18 protein-coding genes are annotated in these 20,176 nt (G+C 48.0%); 11 read left to right on the top strand and 7 right to left on the bottom strand.

Going from position 1 to position 20,176, the window contains the following annotated elements; translation table 11 throughout:
• Positions 1–44 precede the first annotated feature (44 nt).
• The 4 genes from ACW6QF_RS13570 to ACW6QF_RS13555 form a co-directional block, all read right to left on the bottom strand.
• Positions 45–1,142: a hydrogenase small subunit gene (locus ACW6QF_RS13570; protein WP_456088218.1), complete on the bottom strand. Its 1,098-nt coding sequence runs from the start codon at positions 1,140–1,142 to the stop codon at positions 45–47.
• A gap of 176 nt (positions 1,143–1,318) precedes the next feature.
• Entirely contained in the window at positions 1,319–2,359 is a 1,041-nt protein-coding gene (gene hypE, locus ACW6QF_RS13565) for a hydrogenase expression/formation protein HypE (protein WP_298549462.1), read from the bottom strand.
• Positions 2,360–2,370: 11 nt separating this feature from the next.
• Positions 2,371–3,504, bottom strand: coding sequence for a hydrogenase formation protein HypD (gene hypD, locus ACW6QF_RS13560; RefSeq protein WP_456088217.1), 1,134 nt, complete (start codon positions 3,502–3,504; stop codon positions 2,371–2,373).
• A gap of 24 nt (positions 3,505–3,528) precedes the next feature.
• Positions 3,529–3,759 carry a HypC/HybG/HupF family hydrogenase formation chaperone gene (locus ACW6QF_RS13555; protein WP_456088216.1) on the bottom strand — a complete coding sequence of 77 codons (231 nt, stop codon included), beginning with the start codon at positions 3,757–3,759 and terminating at the stop codon, positions 3,529–3,531.
• A gap of 192 nt (positions 3,760–3,951) precedes the next feature.
• Here ACW6QF_RS13555 and hypF point away from each other — a divergent pair, with 192 nt between their 5' ends.
• The 5 genes from hypF (at position 3,952) to ppdK (ending at position 12,610) form a co-directional block, all read left to right on the top strand.
• Entirely contained in the window at positions 3,952–6,234 is a 2,283-nt protein-coding gene (hypF, locus tag ACW6QF_RS13550; protein WP_456088232.1) for a carbamoyltransferase HypF, read from the top strand.
• A 116-nt stretch (positions 6,235–6,350) separates the two neighbouring features.
• Entirely contained in the window at positions 6,351–6,692 is a 342-nt protein-coding gene (gene hypA, locus ACW6QF_RS13545) for a hydrogenase maturation nickel metallochaperone HypA (RefSeq protein ID WP_298549458.1), read from the top strand.
• A gap of 14 nt (positions 6,693–6,706) precedes the next feature.
• Positions 6,707–7,483 carry a hydrogenase nickel incorporation protein HypB gene (hypB, locus tag ACW6QF_RS13540; protein WP_456088215.1) on the top strand — a complete coding sequence of 259 codons (777 nt, stop codon included), beginning with the start codon at positions 6,707–6,709 and terminating at the stop codon, positions 7,481–7,483.
• 79 nt (positions 7,484–7,562) lie between these two features.
• Positions 7,563–9,623 carry an acetate--CoA ligase family protein gene (locus tag ACW6QF_RS13535; RefSeq protein WP_298549454.1) on the top strand — a complete coding sequence of 687 codons (2,061 nt, stop codon included), beginning with the start codon at positions 7,563–7,565 and terminating at the stop codon, positions 9,621–9,623.
• Positions 9,624–9,889: 266 nt separating this feature from the next.
• Positions 9,890–12,610 carry a pyruvate, phosphate dikinase gene (gene ppdK, locus ACW6QF_RS13530; RefSeq protein WP_298549453.1) on the top strand — a complete coding sequence of 907 codons (2,721 nt, stop codon included), beginning with the start codon at positions 9,890–9,892 and terminating at the stop codon, positions 12,608–12,610.
• Positions 12,611–12,796: 186 nt separating this feature from the next.
• Here the strand turns inward: ppdK and ACW6QF_RS13525 are convergent, their stop codons facing one another.
• Genes ACW6QF_RS13525 through ACW6QF_RS13515 form a run of 3 tightly spaced genes read right to left on the bottom strand, consistent with a single transcriptional unit; the run spans position 12,797 to position 15,240 of the window.
• Positions 12,797–13,420, bottom strand: a complete 624-nt coding sequence (locus tag ACW6QF_RS13525; RefSeq protein WP_456088214.1) for a PP2C family protein-serine/threonine phosphatase — start codon at positions 13,418–13,420, stop codon at positions 12,797–12,799.
• Positions 13,407–14,282, bottom strand: coding sequence for a hypothetical protein (locus ACW6QF_RS13520; protein ID WP_456088213.1), 876 nt, complete (start codon positions 14,280–14,282; stop codon positions 13,407–13,409). The genes ACW6QF_RS13525 and ACW6QF_RS13520 overlap by 14 nt, the downstream gene beginning before the upstream one ends.
• Positions 14,272–15,240, bottom strand: a complete 969-nt coding sequence (locus ACW6QF_RS13515) for a type IV toxin-antitoxin system AbiEi family antitoxin (RefSeq protein WP_456088212.1) — start codon at positions 15,238–15,240, stop codon at positions 14,272–14,274. The genes ACW6QF_RS13520 and ACW6QF_RS13515 overlap by 11 nt, the downstream gene beginning before the upstream one ends.
• Positions 15,241–15,550: 310 nt before the next feature.
• Here ACW6QF_RS13515 and ACW6QF_RS13510 point away from each other — a divergent pair, with 310 nt between their 5' ends.
• The 6 genes from ACW6QF_RS13510 to ACW6QF_RS13485 all read left to right on the top strand — a co-directional run bounded on the left by ACW6QF_RS13510 (position 15,551) and on the right by ACW6QF_RS13485 (position 20,169).
• Positions 15,551–15,943 carry a LytTR family DNA-binding domain-containing protein gene (locus ACW6QF_RS13510; protein WP_115497672.1) on the top strand — a complete coding sequence of 131 codons (393 nt, stop codon included), beginning with the start codon at positions 15,551–15,553 and terminating at the stop codon, positions 15,941–15,943.
• Complete coding sequence (locus ACW6QF_RS13505) at positions 15,940–16,593, top strand: FHA domain-containing protein (protein WP_298549445.1); 654 nt, start codon at positions 15,940–15,942, stop codon at positions 16,591–16,593. Before ACW6QF_RS13510 ends, ACW6QF_RS13505 begins: the two co-directional genes overlap by 4 nt.
• A gap of 134 nt (positions 16,594–16,727) precedes the next feature.
• Positions 16,728–16,967 (top strand): hypothetical protein, encoded by a 240-nt coding sequence (locus ACW6QF_RS13500; protein ID WP_298549443.1) that lies wholly within the window; start codon positions 16,728–16,730, stop codon positions 16,965–16,967.
• The gene (locus ACW6QF_RS13495; RefSeq protein ID WP_298549442.1) at positions 16,964–17,479 is read left to right on the top strand and encodes an FHA domain-containing protein; all 516 of its coding nucleotides are present in this window, start codon (positions 16,964–16,966) and stop codon (positions 17,477–17,479) included. Before ACW6QF_RS13500 ends, ACW6QF_RS13495 begins: the two co-directional genes overlap by 4 nt.
• A 14-nt stretch (positions 17,480–17,493) precedes the next feature.
• Positions 17,494–18,297, top strand: a complete 804-nt coding sequence (locus ACW6QF_RS13490) for a PP2C family protein-serine/threonine phosphatase (RefSeq protein WP_456088211.1) — start codon at positions 17,494–17,496, stop codon at positions 18,295–18,297.
• A 45-nt stretch (positions 18,298–18,342) separates the two neighbouring features.
• A complete protein-coding gene (locus ACW6QF_RS13485; RefSeq protein WP_456088210.1) occupies positions 18,343–20,169 on the top strand; it encodes a serine/threonine protein kinase in 1,827 nt (608 codons plus the stop codon).
• Positions 20,170–20,176: the final 7 nt, after the last annotated feature.

The following is a 20,176-nucleotide window of genomic DNA, read 5'->3' as shown; positions in this document are numbered from 1 at the left end:
TTTTTTGAATTAATAAGTAAGAATTAATAATTAAGAAATGGGGATCAGATGGTCGACTTGCTTTCGGGCTCGTCGTTGTCGATCAACTCTTTCTTACGGATATTGGTGGCTACGGCATGCACGGCGATACCGGCAACCGTGGCGGCACCGACAGCCAGGCCGATCTGGTCGGCAGTCGCTTCGATACCGAAACCGTGCACATCAGGCAACCGCTTGTAGAAAGGACTCATGTCCCAGAACCCCGCCTCGCTACAGCCCAGGCAGGGATGTCCGCTCTGGATCGGGTAACTGGTGCTTTCGTTCCATTTGATGATCCCGCAGGCATTATAGGTATTCGGCCCTTTGCAGCCGACCTTGTACAGGCAGTATCCCTTTTTCGCATTCTCGTCGTCGAAACTTTCGACAAACAGGCCGGCATCGAAATTGGCGCGGCGGTAACAGGTATCGTGCACGCGGCGGCTATAGAACATCTTCGGGCGTCCGAGGGCGTCGAGCTGCGGCATCCGGTCGTAGGTCAGCATATAGACAATGACGCCCGTCATGACATCGGCGATGGGAGGGCAGCCCTGCACGTTCATCAGCGGTTTGCCTTTGATCAGCTTGTGGATGGCTTTTGCCCCGGTGGGGTTCGGATTGGCAGCCTGCACGCAACCGGCGGATGCGCAGTTGCCCCACGCAATGATGGCTTTGGCCCCTTCGGCACACTCCTCGACGATCTGCATGGCGCTCTTTCCGCCGACGCAGCAATACGCCTCGTCTTTGGTCGGAATGGAACCTTCGATCATCAGGATGTATTCACCCCAATACTTCTTCATGGTCTCCTCCTTGCAGGCTTCGGCCTGGAAGCCGGAGGCGGCCATCAGCGTTTCCGTGTAGTCGAGCGAGATATTATCGAACAGCAGGTTGCCTACCGTGGGATGATAAGAGCGGATGAACGATTCGCTACAGCAGGTGCATTCCTGCAAGTGAAGCCAGATGACAGGGAGCCGGGGCTTCGTTTCCAGTGCTTTTACTACTTGTGCCACACCGCTGGATTCGAGTCCGATCAGGGCGGCGACGGTGGTACAGAATTTCAGGAAATCCCGGCGGGAGATGCCTTTCTCCAGGCATTCTTCGTAGATAGACGGTCTTTTATTTTCCATATCTTAACTTGTTAATGTTTTAACATTTATTAGTCCGCATGGTGTCAAAGCCTCGGTTGATACCTGTGTCGAAGCCTCGGTTGACACTGGTAGGAGTCCCTCGGTTGACACGGGTAGGGGAGCCTCGGTTGACACAGGTGCCGATCGCCCGTTCGCTTCAGGTGTCGAAGCCGGCGTCAGCATATCCTCGGCAACTGCTCTCCGCTGAGCATATCGACAATCCGGTAGTTCCCATACTGCGTTTTCATTTTAACCAAAGGATGGCCCTTTTCCTGAATACGGCCGATGATGGCGGCGTTCTTCCCTTCCGGGCAGTTTTGCATGATGGCAAGCGCCTGTTCGGCCTTTTCTTCCGGAAGGATCACCAGCACCAGCCCTTCGTTGGCGACATAGAGCGGATCGAGCCCTAAGATCTCCGAAGCGCCGCGCACGGCATCGGGGATGGGGAGAGAGGCTTCATCCAGGACGATTTCCACACCGGCAGCCTGGGCAATCTCGTTCAACGTGCCGCTTACGCCGCCGCGTGTCGGATCGCGCAGGACATGGATTTCCTCTATGTATTTTAACAACTCGCCAATCATATTGTTTAACGAAGCTGTATCACTTTTCAGATTTGTTTCAAAACCCAGACTTTCGCGGGCGGAAAGGATGGTGATGCCATGCACGCCGATCGGTCCGCTACAGATGACCGCATCGCCGGGCTGCGCCCTCTCAGGAGCAATGCGGATACCTTCGGGAACGATGCCGATGCCGCTTGTGTTGATGAAGAGCTTGTCGCATTTGCCCCTTTCCACCACTTTCGTGTCGCCGGCGACGATCTGCACGCCGGCATGTTCGGCAGCCGCTTTCATCGACAAGACGATTCGCCGCAGGTCGGCGAGAGGCAAACCCTCTTCGAGTATGAACCCGGCGGTCAGGTAGAGCGGACGGGCGCCGCAACAAGCCAGGTCGTTCACCGTGCCGTTGACAGCCAGGTCGCCTATGTCGCCGCCGGGAAAGAAGACGGGGTCTACCACGAACGAATCGGTCGAGCAGGCCATCCGTCCGGCTTCTACCCGGAAGACGCATCCGTCATGGTCTTGTTCCAACAAAGGATTGCGGAAAGCAGGATAGAAGATGCTGCTTATCAGCTGGTGTGTCATCCGTCCGCCACCGCCGTGCGCCAGCAGCACGCAATCGGTATCGGATAGAGGAATGGGGCAATTTGTCGTTATCATATTCTCTGATTCTATTTATATCTATAGTAAGCTGCACAAACCCCTTCCGATGAAACCATCGGCGCACCGACCGGATGATCCGGGGTACAGAGCGTTCCGAAGAAGGGGCAGTCTTTCGTTTGTTTCGTCCCTCGCATAATAGCACCGGCGATGCACTGCCTCTTTCCCGCGCCCGACGTTTTTTTGTCATGGCGGGCTTGATCCGCCCACTCATCTCCGGTTTTACCGACCGCGCCGGGCGCGGAGAGAAGGCGTGAGGCGTCATGCCGTGCAAAGGTCTCTTTCAACCGTAATCCGCTTTGCGGGACAATTCCGATGCCCCGCCACTCCTGGTCGCAAAGTTCCAACATCTCTTCCATCAAGGCGCGGGCCGCCGGATTCCCTTCTTCGGGTACGGCGCGTTTATAAGCATTCTCTACCTTATAGATACCGGCTTCCAGTTGAAGCAGGCAACGGTAAATGCCTAAAAGCAGGTCGGCCGGTTCGAATCCCGTCACGACCATCGGTGTTTTATATTTTTCGGCGAGGAGATGATACGCCCCGTTTCCGGTGATGGCGCAGACATGTCCCGCCGTCAGGAAGCCGTCGACACGCGATTCGGGATCGGACAGGATCGCTTCTATAGCGGGCGGCACAGTGAACAGGGAGGTCAGCAGGTAGAAGTTTTCCAACTTCCTCCGCATGGCCTCCTTTAATGCCATTATATGCACGGGGGCCGTCGTTTCAAAACCGATCGCAAAGAATACGATTCTCTTGTCAGGATGATCGGCGGCCAGGCTGACGGCATCCAACGGTGAATACAACATACGGATATCCGCCCCGCGGGCCTTGACCTGCAACAGGTCTTCCCGGCTCCCCGGTACGCGCATCATATCGCCGAAAGAAGCCAGTATGACATCCGGCTGTTTGGCCAGTTCCAGTGCCCGGTCGATGATTCCGACCGGAGTGACGCAGACCGGACAGCCCGGCCCGTGAAGCAGCTTGACTTCCTCCGGCAGCATCTCCTCCAGGCGGTAGCGGGCGATGGCATGCGTCTGTCCTCCGCATATCTCCATGATATGCCAGGGCCGCGTCACTACCTGCCGGATAGCCCGGACGAGCGATTGCACTTGCTCTTTATCTTTGTATTCGTCTATGTATTTCATGGCAATGGACAATTTGATTCGTATTTAACAGTCAATTGTCAATCTCTTCAAGTCTTCCAGCGTCTCTTCCGCTTCCTCCGCATTGACGACGGAGATAGCCATACCGGCATGGGCCAGCACATAGTCGCCGATGGATACGTCGACCCACTGGACACATATATTCTTCACGATTCCGCTAAAATCCACTCTGGCCATTTTCAGCTCAGGGACGGAGTCGTCGATGCTTACTATTCTTCCGGGTATTGCAAGACACATATTAGTAAAATCTTTGTTATATTTATCTAACTTCAAAAGTAGGCAATATGTTCTGAAGAAATGTACGATATCACACATTTATATTTATCTTTCGAATAGATATAATTTATAAAGGCTATAGAAAATTGCCATCCGGCATGTTTGTGTATTCCTCGGAAAGGGATTACATTTGTCAAAACGTAAATGAAGAAGATGAAAGAAGAGGAAGTTGCCATATCGGTCCTGACCGTCCAAGGTTTAGTGCAGGGAGTAGGCTTCCGCCCGTTTATCTATCGGATAGCCAGCGAAATGGGGATATGCGGGGAAGTGGACAACCGGAATAACGGAGTCTGCATCCGGGCCGTCCTGACTCCCGGACAGCGGGATCTTTTCATCGAACGCATCCGTCGTGAACATCCGGTTGTGGCATCTATCCGCCGGATAACCGTTTCGGAAAGAATCGGAACAGAAAATCCCTATACCGGCTTTCGTATTACTCCCAGCCGTTCGGAATCGGACGAAGTGACACAGGTCGCGCCCGATATTGCCGTCTGTCCCGAATGCCTGCGTGACCGGAAGACGCAACCGCACCGCCTGCAATATCCGTTTATCAATTGTACGCACTGCGGCCCGCGCTTTTCCATCATCCGCGACCTGCCATATGACAGGAGCCAGACGACGATGTCGGCTTTCCCGATGTGCCCGGATTGCCGGAAAGAATACACGAGGGTCAGTGACCGGCGTTTCCATGCCGAACCTGTTGCCTGCAATCGTTGCGGGCCGTCCTACTATACATTATATAATAAGGTAAAGATTACGGACTATGCGGAACTGCTCGCCTTGTCTTCCCGCCTGCTCCGGGAAGGCGAGGTGATTGCCGCGAAAGGGATAGGCGGATATCACCTGATCTGTGACGCGGAAAACGAAAAGGCGGTCGCCCGCCTCCGGGAGATCAAGATGCGGGATGGCAAACCTTTTGCCGTCATGTTCCCGGATCCGGAGAGTGCCGGCCGCTACGCTTCCTTGAATGAGGCGGAAGAAGCGTCCTTGCTTTCCTGGCGCCGCCCGATCGTCCTGGTGAAACAAATCCGGCCGTTGGCTCCGGCTGTCAATCCCGGGATGGAGACGTTGGGCTGCATGCTCCCTTATATGCCGATCCATTCCGATTGGTTCGAACAATCGGGCATACCGGCATTGGTGGTGACGAGCGGCAATATCAGCGAATGCCCGATAGCCATTACCCCCGAAGAGGCAGAAAGGCAACTGGCCGGCAAAGTCCCCCTTTTGCTCCATCATAACCGGGATATCCATAACCGCGTGGACGACTCGGTGCTACAGGTCTGCGGCGGTCAGCCCTGTTTGATACGCCGCTCACGGGGATATGTGCCGGAACCGTTCTTTGCCGATGTTCCGGTTGAAGGAATCCTGGCTTTCGGGGCCGAAAAGGTAAATACGTTTGCCTTGGGAAAGGGAGAAACGATTCTGCAAAGCCAGTATATCGGCGACCTGAAGAATTGGGAGACGTACCGGTTCTATAAGGAGTCGCTCGAACGTTTTCAGCATCTTTTCCGTTTCCGGCCGTCCCTTTTGGTCTGCGATCTGCATCCTGACTATCTTTCTTCGCGTGAAGCGGAACGCTACGCGTCGGATCTGCATCTCCCGCTGTTGCATGTGCAGCATCATCATGCGCACGCTGCCGCCTGCATGTTGGAATACGGGTTGGACGAGCCGGTAATCGCGCTTGTCCTCGACGGAACGGGATTGGGAGATGACGGCAAAGCCTGGGGCGGCGAGATTTTCCTTTGTGACCGCCGGACCTATAAACGGCTTTCGCATCTGGAATATGTACCGCTTCCCGGCGGGGATAAGGCCTCGACCGAGCCTTGGCGCATGGCGGTCGCCTGCCTGTGGCACTATTACGGAAATGAGATCCCTTTTCCTGCCGGTTTCAAGGAACGGGTAGGGGAAGCGAAGATACAAATGCTTCTGAAGATGATGGAGAAAGGGGTTAATACGCCTTATACATCCAGTGCGGGCCGGCTGTTCGATGCCGTCTCGTCCTTACTGGGTGTCTGCGATATTTCCACGCATCAGGCGGAAGCTCCCGTCAAGTTGGAACAACTGGCTTCCGATGAACATCAAAGCCGTTATTCTGTTATAATGAAAGGGGAGTCTATTTCCATGCGTCCCGTATTGGATGGGATATTGGAGGATCTTGCAGCCGGAATCCCGGTTGCGGAACTATCCGCCCGTTTCCATAATACGTTGGCATGGCTCCTGGTGGAGCAGGCTGAAACGTTCAGAAAGCAGACCGGAGCGGACAAAGTCGTGGTCTCCGGCGGCTGTTTCCAGAACAGGCGTTTGACGGAACAATTGCAGCGCATGTTTGCCGACGCCGGTATCCCGCTGTTCGTGCCGGGACGTATTCCCTGCAACGACGGAGGCATATCGGTCGGGCAACTGGCAATTGCCGCATCGCAGCCATTGGACAATTGAAAATAAATTTCCACCTTTTCCATAGGCATGAAAATTTATTTTCACTAGCATGAAACAAAAGTTTCTCCCGCATGAAAATTTATTTTCACCGGTATGAAACAATAAAAAAAACAGGTATGCATGAATTATCGATCGCTCAAAGTATTGTTCAGCTATCCGAACAACAGGCCCGCGAACATCATTCTTCGCAGATAGAAGAAGTTGAACTCGAGATTGGCCGTCTTGCCGGAGTGGAGTTGCAGACATTGGAGTTTGCTATGGAAAGTGCAGTGAAAGGCACTTTGCTCGAAAAGGCAAAGATAACCCGCCGCTATATAGACGGGGAAGGACAGTGCAGCGATTGCGAAACGGTCTTTCCTGTCGGGAATTTGTTTTCTCCCTGCCCCAATTGTGGCTCTTATCTGATAAATATCACAAAGGGGCGGGAACTTCGGATCAAATCAATTGTTATAAAATAAAAAGACAAACGCTTATGTGTGGAACTTGCGGATGCGGAGAGCATCATCATCACGAACATCATCATGACCATGATCATGAACACGGACATGAACATCATCACCATCATCACGATGAAGGAAAAGTAATAACGCTGGAACAGGATATCCTCCAGCGCAACAATCTGCTGGCCGAACGTAACAGAGGCTATTTCGAGGCGAAACATATTTTCTGCCTGAACCTGATGAGTTCGCCGGGCTCCGGCAAGACGACCTTGCTGGAAGAAACGATACGCCGGTTGAACTCCGGTGCGGTTCGCGGATTGCCCTCGCAAATCTGCGTCATCGAAGGAGACCAGCAGACCTCGAACGATGCCGACCGCATTGCCGCCCTTGACGTCCCCGTTTTCCAGGTCAATACCGGAACCGGTTGCCATCTGGAGGCCGATATGGTGAATCATGCCGTCAAGCACCTGAATCCGTCCGACGGCTCTCTCCTGTTTGTGGAAAACGTAGGTAACCTCGTCTGCCCTGCCATGTTCGATCTGGGAGAAGCGAAGAAAGTCGTTATCGTCAGTACTACCGAAGGGGACGACAAACCGTTGAAATATCCCCATATCTTTCTGGAAGCGGATATCTGCGTGATCAACAAAGTCGATCTGGCGCCTTATCTGGACACGGATGTGCAGACGCTACGGAATAATGCCTTGAAGGTAAACCATCACTTGCAAATATTCGAAGTGTCTGCGACAAAAGGCACGGGAATGGATGCCTGGTACGATTGGTTGGTGGAAGAATGTGCAAAATGTAAATAATTTACCCCGGATTTAATGGATAAACGGATAAATAAACTATATTTGTTCCCATTCATTGAACCAAATTAATCAAAATGTCATGATTAACCGAGAATTAATTAATCCTCAGAGCATCGTTGTGGTGGGAGGATCCAATAATGTGCATAAACCGGGTGGCCGTTTGGTCCGTAATCTGCTGGACGGGAAGTATAAAGGCGATCTGTATGTCGTAAACGCCAAAGAGGACGATGTGCAGGGCCTGAAATCCTATCATTCGGTGCACGATATCCCGGAGACGGAACTGGCAGTCATCTCCATTCCCGGTCCGGCCTGCCCGGAAGCGGTGGATGTGCTTGCCAAACAAAAAAACGTAAAGGCGTTCATCGTCATTTCGGCCGGTTTCGGAGAGGAAACGCCTGAAGGGGCGGTCCTGGAAGAACAGATGCTGAAGAGTATTAACGAAGCCGGTGCTTCATTGATCGGCCCGAACTGCATCGGTTTGATGAATATGCATTATCATGGCGTCTTTACCCAGCCGATTCCCGAATTTCATGCGGACGGAGTCGATTTCGTTTCCAGTTCCGGCGGTACGGCGCTTTTCATTATCGAATCGGCATTGACGAAAGGACTTCGTTTTTCTTCGGTATGGTCTGTCGGCAACTCCAAGCAGATCGGAGTGGAAGAAGTGATCGAATATATGGACCGCAACTTCGACCCGGTCCTTGACTCTAAAATAAAGATGCTTTATATCGAGCAGATCAAAAATCCGGACAAGCTCTTGTACCATGCTTCTTCCCTGATCCGCAAAGGCTGTCATATCGCAGCCATCAAAGCGGGCAGCACGGATGTCGGCAAACGTGCCGCATCTTCCCACACGGGAGCGATCGCCAGTTCGGATTCGGCAGTGGAAGCCCTGTTCCGCAAAGCCGGCATCGTGCGTTGTTTCAGCCGTGAAGAGTTGACGACCGTTGCCAGCATCTTTACATTGAAAGAAGTGAAAGGCAAGAACTGTGCGATCATCACGCATGCCGGAGGTCCTGCCGTCATGCTGGCGGATGCCTTGGAAAAGGGACGGCTGAACGTCCCCAAACTGGACGGCCCGCTTGCCGCGGAATTGAAATCCAAGCTTTATCCGGGAGCCGCCGTCGGCAATCCGATCGATATCATCGGTACAGGTACGCCCGAACATCTTGCCACCGCTATCGATTTCTGTGAAAATCGCTTTGAAGACATCGACCTGATGATGGTTATCTTCGGCAGTCCGGGATTGGTAAAACTATACGATACTTACGAAGTGCTTCATAAGAAAATGGAAGAGTGCAAGAAACCGATTTTCCCGGTATTGCCATCCATCGTAACGGCTGGTCCGGAAGTGAAAAGCTTCGTGAAGAAAGGGCATGTGAACTTTTCGGATGAAGTGACGCTTGGGACGGCCCTTTCACGTGTGATCAATACGCCGAAACCGATGAGCACGGATATCCAGTTGTATGGCGTCGATGTTCCCGAAGTCCGCCGTATTATCGACCGTTTGCCGGGCAGCGGCTATTTGAATCCCGAAGAAGTCCGTACCTTATTGAAAGCGGCTCACATTCCTTTGGTGGAAGAATTCACATCGACCGACCGCGACGAACTGGTTGCTTTCGCCAAGAGGGTGAAGTTCCCGGTTGTAGCCAAGGTTGTCGGCCCTATACATAAGAGCGATATGGGTGGCGTCGCCCTGAATATCCGCAGTGAAGAACATCTGATTTTCGAATATGAACGGATGATGCGTTTGCCGGATGTAAAGGCCGTCATGGTACAGCCGATGTTGAAAGGGCAGGAGTTGTTCTTAGGGGCCAAGTATGAAGATCGTTTCGGTCATGTCGTGCTTTGCGGTCTGGGAGGCATTTTTGTTGAAGTGCTGAAAGACGTGTCGTATGGCCTGTCGCCTTTGTCGTATGACGAGACTTATTCCATGATCCGTTCTTTGCGCGGTTATCCTATTATAAAAGGTACGCGCGGCCAGCAGGGAGTGGATGAACAGCAATATGCGGATATCATAGTCCGCCTGTCCACCTTGCTCCGCTTTGCATCCGAAATCAAGGAGATGGACATCAATCCGCTTGTTGCCACCCAGCGCGGGCTGTTTGCCGTTGATGCACGTATTCGGATCGAGAAGTGACGAATACGGTGTAATGCCCTGATATTAAACAGCCTGTATTCCGAAAGTCTGACAGAATGCTTTCGGAATACAGGCTGTTTCTTTTAGGCTTTAAAAATTCCCGCACGCAAATGTAGTAATTAACCGGATATGATGGTAAAAAAGAGTTGTAAAACATCTAAAATTAATTAACCATACATGCAAATGCGATCTTTAAATAGCATATATTTGCAGCATTGCAATCTGGAGATAGCAAAACTAAAATCTAAAATTAAATACTGTCGAATATGGAAAGAAAAAGAGTTTACACGTTCGGAAATGGAAAAGCCGAAGGTAGAGCGGATATGAGAAATCTGCTGGGGGGCAAAGGGGCTAACCTTGCCGAAATGAATCTGATTGGTGTTCCGGTTCCTCCGGGATTTACCATTACCACTGAAGTATGTTCCGAATACTATGATTTAGGAAAAGACAAAGTGGTTGAACTGTTGAAATCAGACGTTGAAAAGGCAATCGCCAATATCGAGACGTTGATGAATTCAAAGTTTGGAGATGTTGCCAATCCGTTGTTGGTATCCGTCCGTTCCGGTGCACGTGCGTCTATGCCGGGTATGATGGACACGATCCTGAACTTGGGTTTGAACGATGAAGTGGTGGAAGGATTGAGCCGTAAGACGAACAATCCTCGGTTTGCATGGGATTCATATCGCCGTTTCGTACAGATGTACGGAGACGTCGTGTTGGGTATGAAACCGACCAACAAGGAAGACATCGATCCGTTTGAAGCCATCATCGAAGAAGTCAAGGAAGCGAAAGGCGTTAAGCTGGACAATGAGCTGGATGTGGAAGACCTGAAGGTACTGGTCGCTAAATTCAAAGCGGCTGTCAAGACTCAGACCGGTAAAGATTTCCCGACTTCCGCCTATGAACAGCTTTGGGGCGCCATCTGCGCTGTGTTTGACAGCTGGATGAACGAACGTGCCATCCTCTATCGTAAGATGGAAGGGATTCCTGCCGAATGGGGTACGGCTGTCAGTGTGCAGGCTATGGTGTTCGGTAATATGGGCGATACTTCCGCCACCGGTGTATGTTTCTCTCGCGATGCCGGTAACGGAGAAGACCTCTTCAATGGCGAATACTTGATCAACGCACAAGGCGAAGACGTTGTGGCTGGTATCCGTACACCGCAGCAGATCACCAAGATCGGTTCGCAGCGTTGGGCGGAACGCGCCGGTATTTCAGAAGAAGACCGCGTAGCTAAATATCCTTCGATGGAAGAAGCCATGCCGGAAATCTATAAACAACTGGACGAACTGCAGACAAAGCTGGAAAACCATTATCATGATATGCAGGATATGGAATTCACCGTGCAGGAGGGAAAACTGTGGTTCCTGCAAACCCGTAACGGGAAACGTACCGGTGCCGCAATGGTGAAGATCGCAATCGACTTGTTGCATCAGGGTATGATTGACGAGAAAACCGCATTGAAACGTATCGAACCGAACAAGCTGGACGAACTGCTCCACCCGGTATTCGACAAGGTGGCCGAAAAACAGGCGAAAGTCTGGGTGAAAGGTCTGCCTGCTTCTCCGGGAGCCGCTACGGGACAGATCGTGTTCTTTGCCGAGGATGCAGCGAAATGGCACGCTGACGGCAAAAAAGTCGTAATGGTCCGTATCGAAACATCGCCTGAAGATTTGGCAGGTATGGCCGTTGCCGAAGGTATCCTGACTGCTCGCGGCGGTATGACTTCGCACGCAGCCGTTGTTGCTCGCGGTATGGGTAAATGCTGCGTGTCCGGTGCCGGAGCTTTGGAAATCGATTATAAGAATAAGACTGTCGAAGTCGATGGCGTTAAGCTGAAAGAAGGCGACTATATCTCTATCAACGGTACGACCGGTACGGTTTATGTCGGAAAAGTAGAGACGAAGGCCGCCGAACTGTCCGGCGATTTTGCCGAGTTGATGACGCTGGCTGATAAATATACGAAGTTGCAGGTACGCACGAATGCCGATACTCCGCACGATGCCACGATTGCACGCAAATTCGGAGCCGTAGGTATCGGTTTGTGCCGCACGGAACACATGTTCTTCGAAGGTGAAAAGATCAAGGCCATGCGTGAAATGATCTTGGCGGAAGATGCGAAAGGACGCAAAGAAGCATTGGAAAAGATACTGCCTTATCAGAAAGATGATTTCAAGGGCATCTTTAAAGCAATGGCAGGTTGTCCGGTAACCGTACGTCTGCTCGATCCTCCTTTGCACGAGTTCGTCCCTCATGATCTGAAAGGCCAGGAAGAAATGGCGGAAGCAATGGGCGTATCGGTCAAAGAAATTCAGAAACGCGTGGAATCGCTTTGCGAACATAACCCGATGTTGGGACACCGTGGTTGCCGTTTAGGTAATACATATCCTGAAATCACGGAAATGCAGACGCGCGCTATTTTGGGAGCCGCCCTTGAACTGAAGAAAGAAGGCATCGAAGCCAAACCTGAAATCATGGTGCCGCTGACAGGTATCTTATACGAATTCAAGGAACAGGAAAAAGTGATCCGTAAAGCTGCCGCACAGCTGTTCGAAGAAATGGGAGACAGCATCGACTTCAAGGTCGGTACGATGATCGAAATTCCGCGTGCGGCTTTGACTGCCGACCGTATTGCTTCTTCTGCCGAGTTCTTCTCGTTCGGTACAAACGACTTGACACAGATGACCTTCGGCTACTCTCGCGACGATATCGCTTCCTTCCTTCCTGTTTATCTGGAAAAGAAGATCCTGAAAGTCGATCCGTTCCAGGTGCTCGATCAAAATGGAGTGGGACAATTGGTCCGTATGGCTACCGAAAAGGGCCGTGCCATCCGTCCGGACTTGAAATGCGGTATCTGCGGCGAGCATGGCGGTGAACCTTCCTCTGTGAAGTTCTGCCACAAAGTAGGATTGAACTATGTATCCTGTTCACCGTTCCGCGTTCCGATCGCACGTATCGCGGCGGCACAGGCAGCGATAGAGGAATAACGGTAGTTTCGACTTAGTTATTGAATTAGGCTGTAATAACTTGTAAATAAGGCATTACAGCCTAATCTGTTTTCAGGCGGTTCGTTCATTTGATCGCATAAGAAGTGCGATAGCGGAATATAATGATGAAGAGCGTGACATAGCATTGAAGAAAATATAAACAGCAGCCTATACTTGGCATTGCCATTATAAGACTATCTTTATGAGAGAAGTATCGTCTTCATATTCCTTGTTTATAAGAAATGTTGTGTCTGACATTTGATTGACTTCTGTTTGCTTGTAGAATCCGTCAGTACAAAGAAGAAGTACATTTCCTGCATCAACTTCCCTGCATTGATAGGGTATATCTGCTCTTATGCCTGCGCCTTTTATACATCTGGTAAGCAGATACTTGCCATATCCAGCATCCAAGATATGGTCTGTGGTTAATTGTTCTGCTTTATCGTGATCGAAAAGGTTGATTCTGACATTACCTTGCCAAGTATAGTGAATGTTATTGCCATCAATGAAGGCTATAGCAACAGCTGCTCCCATTTTGCAGTGAGTTTCCATGCTCTTTTGACAAATAACTTCATCGGCATATTCCAACGCTTTGCCTAACAAATCTTGAACAGGCAATTTTTCTACATGCTCACAAATAAAGGTAGAGATTGCATTTACAATCAGATCTGCCGCTTCCTTGCCAAGGGTTAAGCCACCCATACCGTCTGCCAATACTGCTACAGCCTTATTGGGGGTTAATTGGTGGACAGACAAACTATCTTCGTTAGAATAATGTATACCTTCTATTGAAAAACTATCTATCTTCATCGCTTTCTCCTTTCTTTAATACTTCAACCATTCCAATAAGTGCATTTCTGACAATTTGATGCGCACCGCTTCCGGAGTATCTGCTACTCATAGAGTTGATTAATGGACTACTTTCATCCAACTCAATCTGTTCTTGTAGTTGGTCGGTATAGAATCGAAGATGTTCTTTAGTAAGAAAATCCCTCATTTCACAGGCAATCCATCTGGCTCCACCAGTCAAGAGGTCAAAGTTTTCACTTGTATCTTGAACTTCGTTAGGAATGGGTTGCTTGAATGAAACATATGCCAAATAGAAGTTATCCATTATATAGAGCATATCGGCAACATCTTTGTCAGTAAGCAAATGCCTATCGAGCCAAGTGTCAAACTTTATTAGAAATTGTCCGGACAAAGGAGCCATCTTTATAGTAATAGCATCATCGATTATAACTGTATCGGCTATGCTCATTACATCTTTGAAGCATTTGACCGACATTTCCGGATTGCCTTCAGGTGGCCATGCCACTTTCTCGTCAGCTTCCAATTCTCCAAAAGGTACGATGTCGATTTCATAATCATTGTTACCAGCTGCTCCTTTGTAATAAAATCGCTGTTTGGGTTTCCCTTTAATGAAATGGTTTCCCAGTAAATGTTTCTTCAATAAATCAAACTGGCTCCAATCCTTCAATGCGATTGCCACATCAAGGTCGACCGTTCTTCGAGGCGAAGGCGGCATTTTAAGAATTTCCATAGCAATGTCTCTTGCCAATGCGCCTACAACATACACATCCAGTTGAAGCCCTTTCATCACTCTGCTCAATGCCTCAAGGGTGTCATAAAGCAGATTATTTTGTAATGTGTCTCGCGTAATTTTATATTCCATTTTCTTTGATTCTTAAAGCGGCTTCACGGCATCGACTATCACCGGTGCCCATCAAGTCTGCATATATAACTAAGGTAGGGGCAAGATTTTCTTTGTCATTTCCTATCCAAAATTTCTTGTAAATACGTATTTCTCCATTAGGGTCAGGCATTACCGCACCAGTCCGAAGAAGTAATGAGCTCACAACCTCGGAATAAATTTCAAATTCGCCCGGAATCAAATACTTGTCCACTAAATTGGCACCGCAATCGCCTCCCCAATACATTCCTTCGGGAAGTATCATTTCTTTCCATTTCTTTCTGGCGTCCGGAGTACGGAAGCTCATCCGATTAATGAGTAATTTAGGCTTCAAGAACTCATTGTACTGTTGTTGCCACCACTCAATAAGCTCTTCACGCTTAGCAATCCGTCTTCCCTTATCGGTTTGCACTAAGTATCGCTTCGTCTTCAACAGGTCAAAAGCTTTTGTGATAGTACCAAGAGATAATCCGACTTTTTCCTGAATTTCACGATATGACCAGTTTATGCTTTCGGGATTCTGCAGGAAGAACAAGATAAGTTTGATGTTTGTCTCACTTATTTTGGAAACAGTGCTTGCACTACCAGAGGTTGTATTTTTTTGTCCGGCAATCTTGATGGTTAGATTTTCATGCCTGATGTCACAATTACCTGCCTTGTCTATCCAGTTTATGTGATTATCCGCAAGAGTATTGGCTAACTTAGGGTAGAGTTTGTTGGTTATTAAAATCATAGGCATACCTTCATCGTTCTTGATACCATCTATGACAGAAAAGATATTGGCGTTGCTTATGGTTTTCTTGATTTCACAACAAAATCCTATGCCATTAATGCAAACGGATTTATCCATTTTATCATTAATGGCAATATTGTCATTTCCTGTTGCTACTTTCAAGTTATTAATAGCTTCATGAAATAATTCCATATAGTCAGTTCCCATATTTATATTCTTTTGTTCATTGTTTATACACTGTTCATAAATTCGTGAACAGTGCAAATTTAATGAACATTTCTTGTTTGAGCAAGTCTTGCGTTCACTAAATATTGCTTGTAGAAGTGCCCGGCAAACCACTTGGAAGCAGAATTGTAAATCGGTTCTGTTTCAAGCTCAAATCATGGGCATGGAATTCTTATTTTATCATAGCATCCGATGGCTTTCGAAAATAATTTATGTGAAAAAGTACCGAAGGAATCACAAAATAGTGTACATTTGTTTTCTGATGATGAACGAATATAAACAATATCTACGTATGGAGCGGTATTTAATAATTAAGACAAGAGATGAATTATTGCGTATCAAAATAGGGCAGATCCTCTATTTTGAAGCAGATAGAAATTACACCAAATTACTATTATCCAACGGAATTCAATTCACATTTGCAATCAATATAGGAAAAATTGAAGAAATATTGGAGAAACAGGTGGCTGGCTGTAACGCAATCTTGATGCGTGTAGGCAAAAGCCATATTATCAATAAAAATCACATCCTGCAGATAAATTTGCCTAAGCAGAAGCTTTTATTGCTGACGCAGGATGGCAAACCGAGAGAACTGGTGATATCCAAAGATCCTTTGAAGGTGCTGAAAGATACGCTCGAAAAGGAAATGGGAAAACCTGAAGAACCAAAAGCTGTTACGGAATGATCATTAAGATTGGAAAAGCGAACGATAATGATTTTGTAATAAACGACCCTCATGTGAGCCGGTATCATGCAAAACTGGTCCGTGAAGAGGGGGGATGTTGGCTGCTTGAAGATTTGGGGTCGACAAACGGGACATTTGTCAATGGTGCCCAGATCGTTAAGAAACATGTTACTCCCAGCGATACGATCAAGCTGGGAGATAATTATGTGTTAAACATATCCGAAGCCTTGAAGTCCAACAATGATTATAGCGAGGAATTTGCAGCGTTGAAGCAGGTTTACGATCATTACATTCAAGCAAAGGTTAAGATTCAGTCTTCTAATCAATTTAAAACCAGACTGTTCCAATCTCTTCCGTTTGCTCTTCCCGGTGTAGTGGGAGTTGTGATCGGTTTTCTTGGAAAAGGGAGTCCGGAATTGTTCGGATTGAGCCTGTTTATCACGATCTGCGCCCCGACGGTAGGGATCTATCTGGGTGCGAAGCAGTCGGCCAAGATCCCGCAACTGCTGCAAGATTTGACCAATCAATTCAAAATCGACTATGTTTGTCCCAAGTGCGGAACGTTTTTAGGTGAAATACCCTGGGAATCATTACGCAACAAAAAACAATGCCCGATGCCCTCTTGTAAGGCAAAATGGGTAAGCGAATAGGATTCCGTTTCATATACTAAAAGTAACACTTTCGTACAGTAAACCCAAACATTTGATTATAAGGCACTATTTTATGTTCGGATGTCAACCGGTTTCCTTACTTTTGTTTCCAGAAAATTTAATTATAACATTTTATGCAAGAAGAGGATTACACATTCGTGACTTTAGACAGCGACGAGGCAATGCTGACCGACGCTGTTATCGTGGATGTGGACGGGGGAAACGACTTGTCGGATGTTGTAATGATTGACGAAAGTATTGATGCTTCCGATTTTATTACATTATCTGACGACACTGTTATGTTGTCCGATGCAGACATGCTGGACACATATTCAACCGATATTGACGGATCTGATATATCGTTTATTTTATGATTTCCGTTAAATGTCCACATTGCCATGTTGGGTTAAAGGTAGACGAGGGGAAAATTCCCCTCGATATCACCTCTTTCAAATGCCCGAAGTGCAAACAACCGATTCCTGTCTCTTTGCTGTCGATGGAGAAAGGAAGTGTCGCATCCGAATCGGAAACGGTTCTGATACAGCCTCTTCGTATGACAACCGGACGTCTCTCTGTAATTGCAAATGCTGATACGCCGGAGCAAACCTTCCCCCTTCAGGAAGGTGTCTATGTCATCGGACGAAAATCCAATGCATCCACTGCTACGATCGGTATTGTGACGGCCGATAAATCAATGAGCCGTGAACATATTCGGATTGAAGTAAAAAAAGATGCCAAAGGAGGCTATAAACATTATCTTTCTGACAATAATAGTAAAAATCATACGTTATATAATAGCAATTACTTAGAGAATGGAGAAATTGTCATACTCAATAATAATGATGAAATTATTATCGGTCGTACAGTTCTCCGGTTTAATGAATAAAAATAGTCTATGCTATGAATATAACGATCGGCAAACCTTGGGCAGTCAGCGAAAAAGGAGGCAGGTTGAATAACGAAGATTCCATCTATCCTCTGCCGGAAACGGCAAACTCCAATCAAAATTTATTTTTGGTGTGTGATGGTGTCGGCGGCGCTGAAAAAGGGGAGATTGCAAGCTCGTTGGCCTGCGAGTCCTTCCAGACTTTTTTCTCGACTTTTCGTGAAGGTGAGCCGAGTGCCGATTTCATAAATAAAGCTATTCGTTATACCGAAGCACGTTTTGATGACTATGTGGCGATTCATCCGGAAGCCAAAGGAATGGCTACCACTCTGACCATGACCTTTTTGGGCACGACCGGTATAACCTTGGCGCATGTGGGGGACAGCCGGATTTACCATTTCCGGAAGGGAGAAATCTTGTTCCGGACGAAAGATCATTCATTGGTCAATTCGTTGGTGGAATTAGGAAAAATCACCCGCGAAGAGGCTGCACACCACCCGCAGCGTAATGTGATCATACGGGCTATTCAAGGAACGAACCATCCTACGGAGGCCGATGTCGTGCTTTTGGACGATATCAAGGCAGGTGATTATTTGTTCATGTGCTCGGATGGCGTACTCGAACGTCTGAGCAATGAAGAACTTTCTGATATATTCAAGTATTCGGGCAGCCCGGAAGAAATTAAAAATGCAATCATGTCCGCTTGTAGCGGCAAAACACGCGATAACTTTTCTTTTTACATCATACCGATACAAAATGTGTTAGATTCGGCAGGAATTAAGCAAAATATTCTTTCTTTCCTTTATTCTTTTATATAAATAACGTAATTTTGGCAGATTAATAGAATTGCGCATAGTATAGTTATGAATTTGCCAAACGGACATGTTCTTCAGAATGGAAAATATCGGATCACTCATGTAATTGGTCAGGGCGGCTTTGGTATAACATACAAAGGCGTCTGGTATACGGAAGTGAAGGGCTCGTTAGGAACTGTGCAAACAGAGGTGCCTATTTGTATAAAAGAATACTTCTTTAAAGACTATTGTTACAGGGAAGCAGCATCATTCGCTGTCAAGGTGCATTCCGAGACAGGGAGGGTTCTTTTCGATAAATTCAAGGAGAAACTTATCAAGGAAGCCAAGATACTTTCAGAAGTCCATCATCCCCATATAGTGAATGTGCTGGAAGTTTTCGAAGAAAACGACACGGCTTATATCGCCATGGAATATATTTCCGGCTGTTCGCTCAAATATATGATGGACAGGGAAGGCGTATTGCCGGAAACGAAAGTGCTCAGATATGTTCGCCAGATTGGAAAAGCACTCCAGTTTGTACACGAAAAGAACATTCTTCACTTGGATATCAAACCCAGCAATATCCTGATCGACTCGTCAGGGAAAGCGCGGCTGATCGATTTCGGCGTAAGCAAGCGGTACGACATCGAGCAACAGGAGACAAGTACGACCATGCTTACCTTGTCAAAAGGATTCGCCTCGATCGAACAATATGATAACGAAGGGACACAGAGCTTTTCTCCCTGTCCTGACATCTATTCGCTTGGCGCTACCATGTATAACCTTTTGACAGGAAAGATTCCGACCGAATCCATTTTGCGGGCAACACGTCCTTTGCAGAATCCGTCGGAGCTGAATAAGGATATATCTCCTAAGACGGAATCCGCCATAATCAAGGCAATGCAGATCATTCCGGCCGATCGTTTCCAAACGGTAGACGAAATGATGGATGCATTAGATTTTCCTGCGGAAGAGGAAACACCCGCGAATGAATTACAGAATACAGACGGACAGGAAGCGGATGATGAGACAACGGTGATACATCACAATGAGCAATCGCCTCAGAATGAGGATGACGAAGATCGTACGATTGTAAACAGCGAAGAAATTCTTACTCAGCCCCGTAAGAAAAAGAGAAATGGGGTGCTGATATCCGTGGTTATTGCTATATTTGCCTGCGTAGGATCTGCAGTCGCTTTCTTGGTGCAGGGGAACAAGGCTTCTACGAAACCGGATGGAACGGAGTTGATTCGTCCGGTCGAAGAGGAGAAAGATTCGGTAGACATCCTTCAAGGCACGACTGTTTCGGAGGTGAAAGAAGAATCTATGCTTGGCGAGGATGATAAGAAAACGGAGACAGCCATGCCCCGACAACCGGAAACGGTTAGGCCCGTTGGTGTTGATGAACCCCGGAAACAACCGGAGACAAAGCAGGTCCCGGCTGAAGAGAATAGAATAACAATACAGCCCGCGCAGCCTACTGTGGAAGAGATTGATGCGGAATATGCCGCTTTAATAGCTTCCGGCAAGGAGAAGATGGGAAAAGCGGACTTTACGAATGCAAAGATAGATTTCACAAAAGCGAAAGAAACCAAGTTGACGGAAGAGGTCGTACGACTTTTGATTTCTTGTGACGAAAAGGAAGCCGCCAAACTTTTGGCCGACAGGAAAGCCCAGTATGAGATGAAGAAGACTTTCGGGAACTTGACAATTGTACGAAAGAAATCGACCATGTTATACGGGGCGATCGATGCGGATGCCAACGAACGCATTCCATGTAAATACCGGAATGTCGGAATTGCAGAAAATGGCCGTGCCTTCGAACGTAAAGATGGTTTGTTCGATATCTATAATGCTGATGGCGTATTGGTAAATGAAGGATCAACGTATTATTAACGTGTTT

This window comes from Parabacteroides sp. (genome assembly GCF_977054455.1).
Note: the sequence above shows the minus strand (reverse complement) of the source record. Positions and strands in the feature narration are given on the sequence as shown.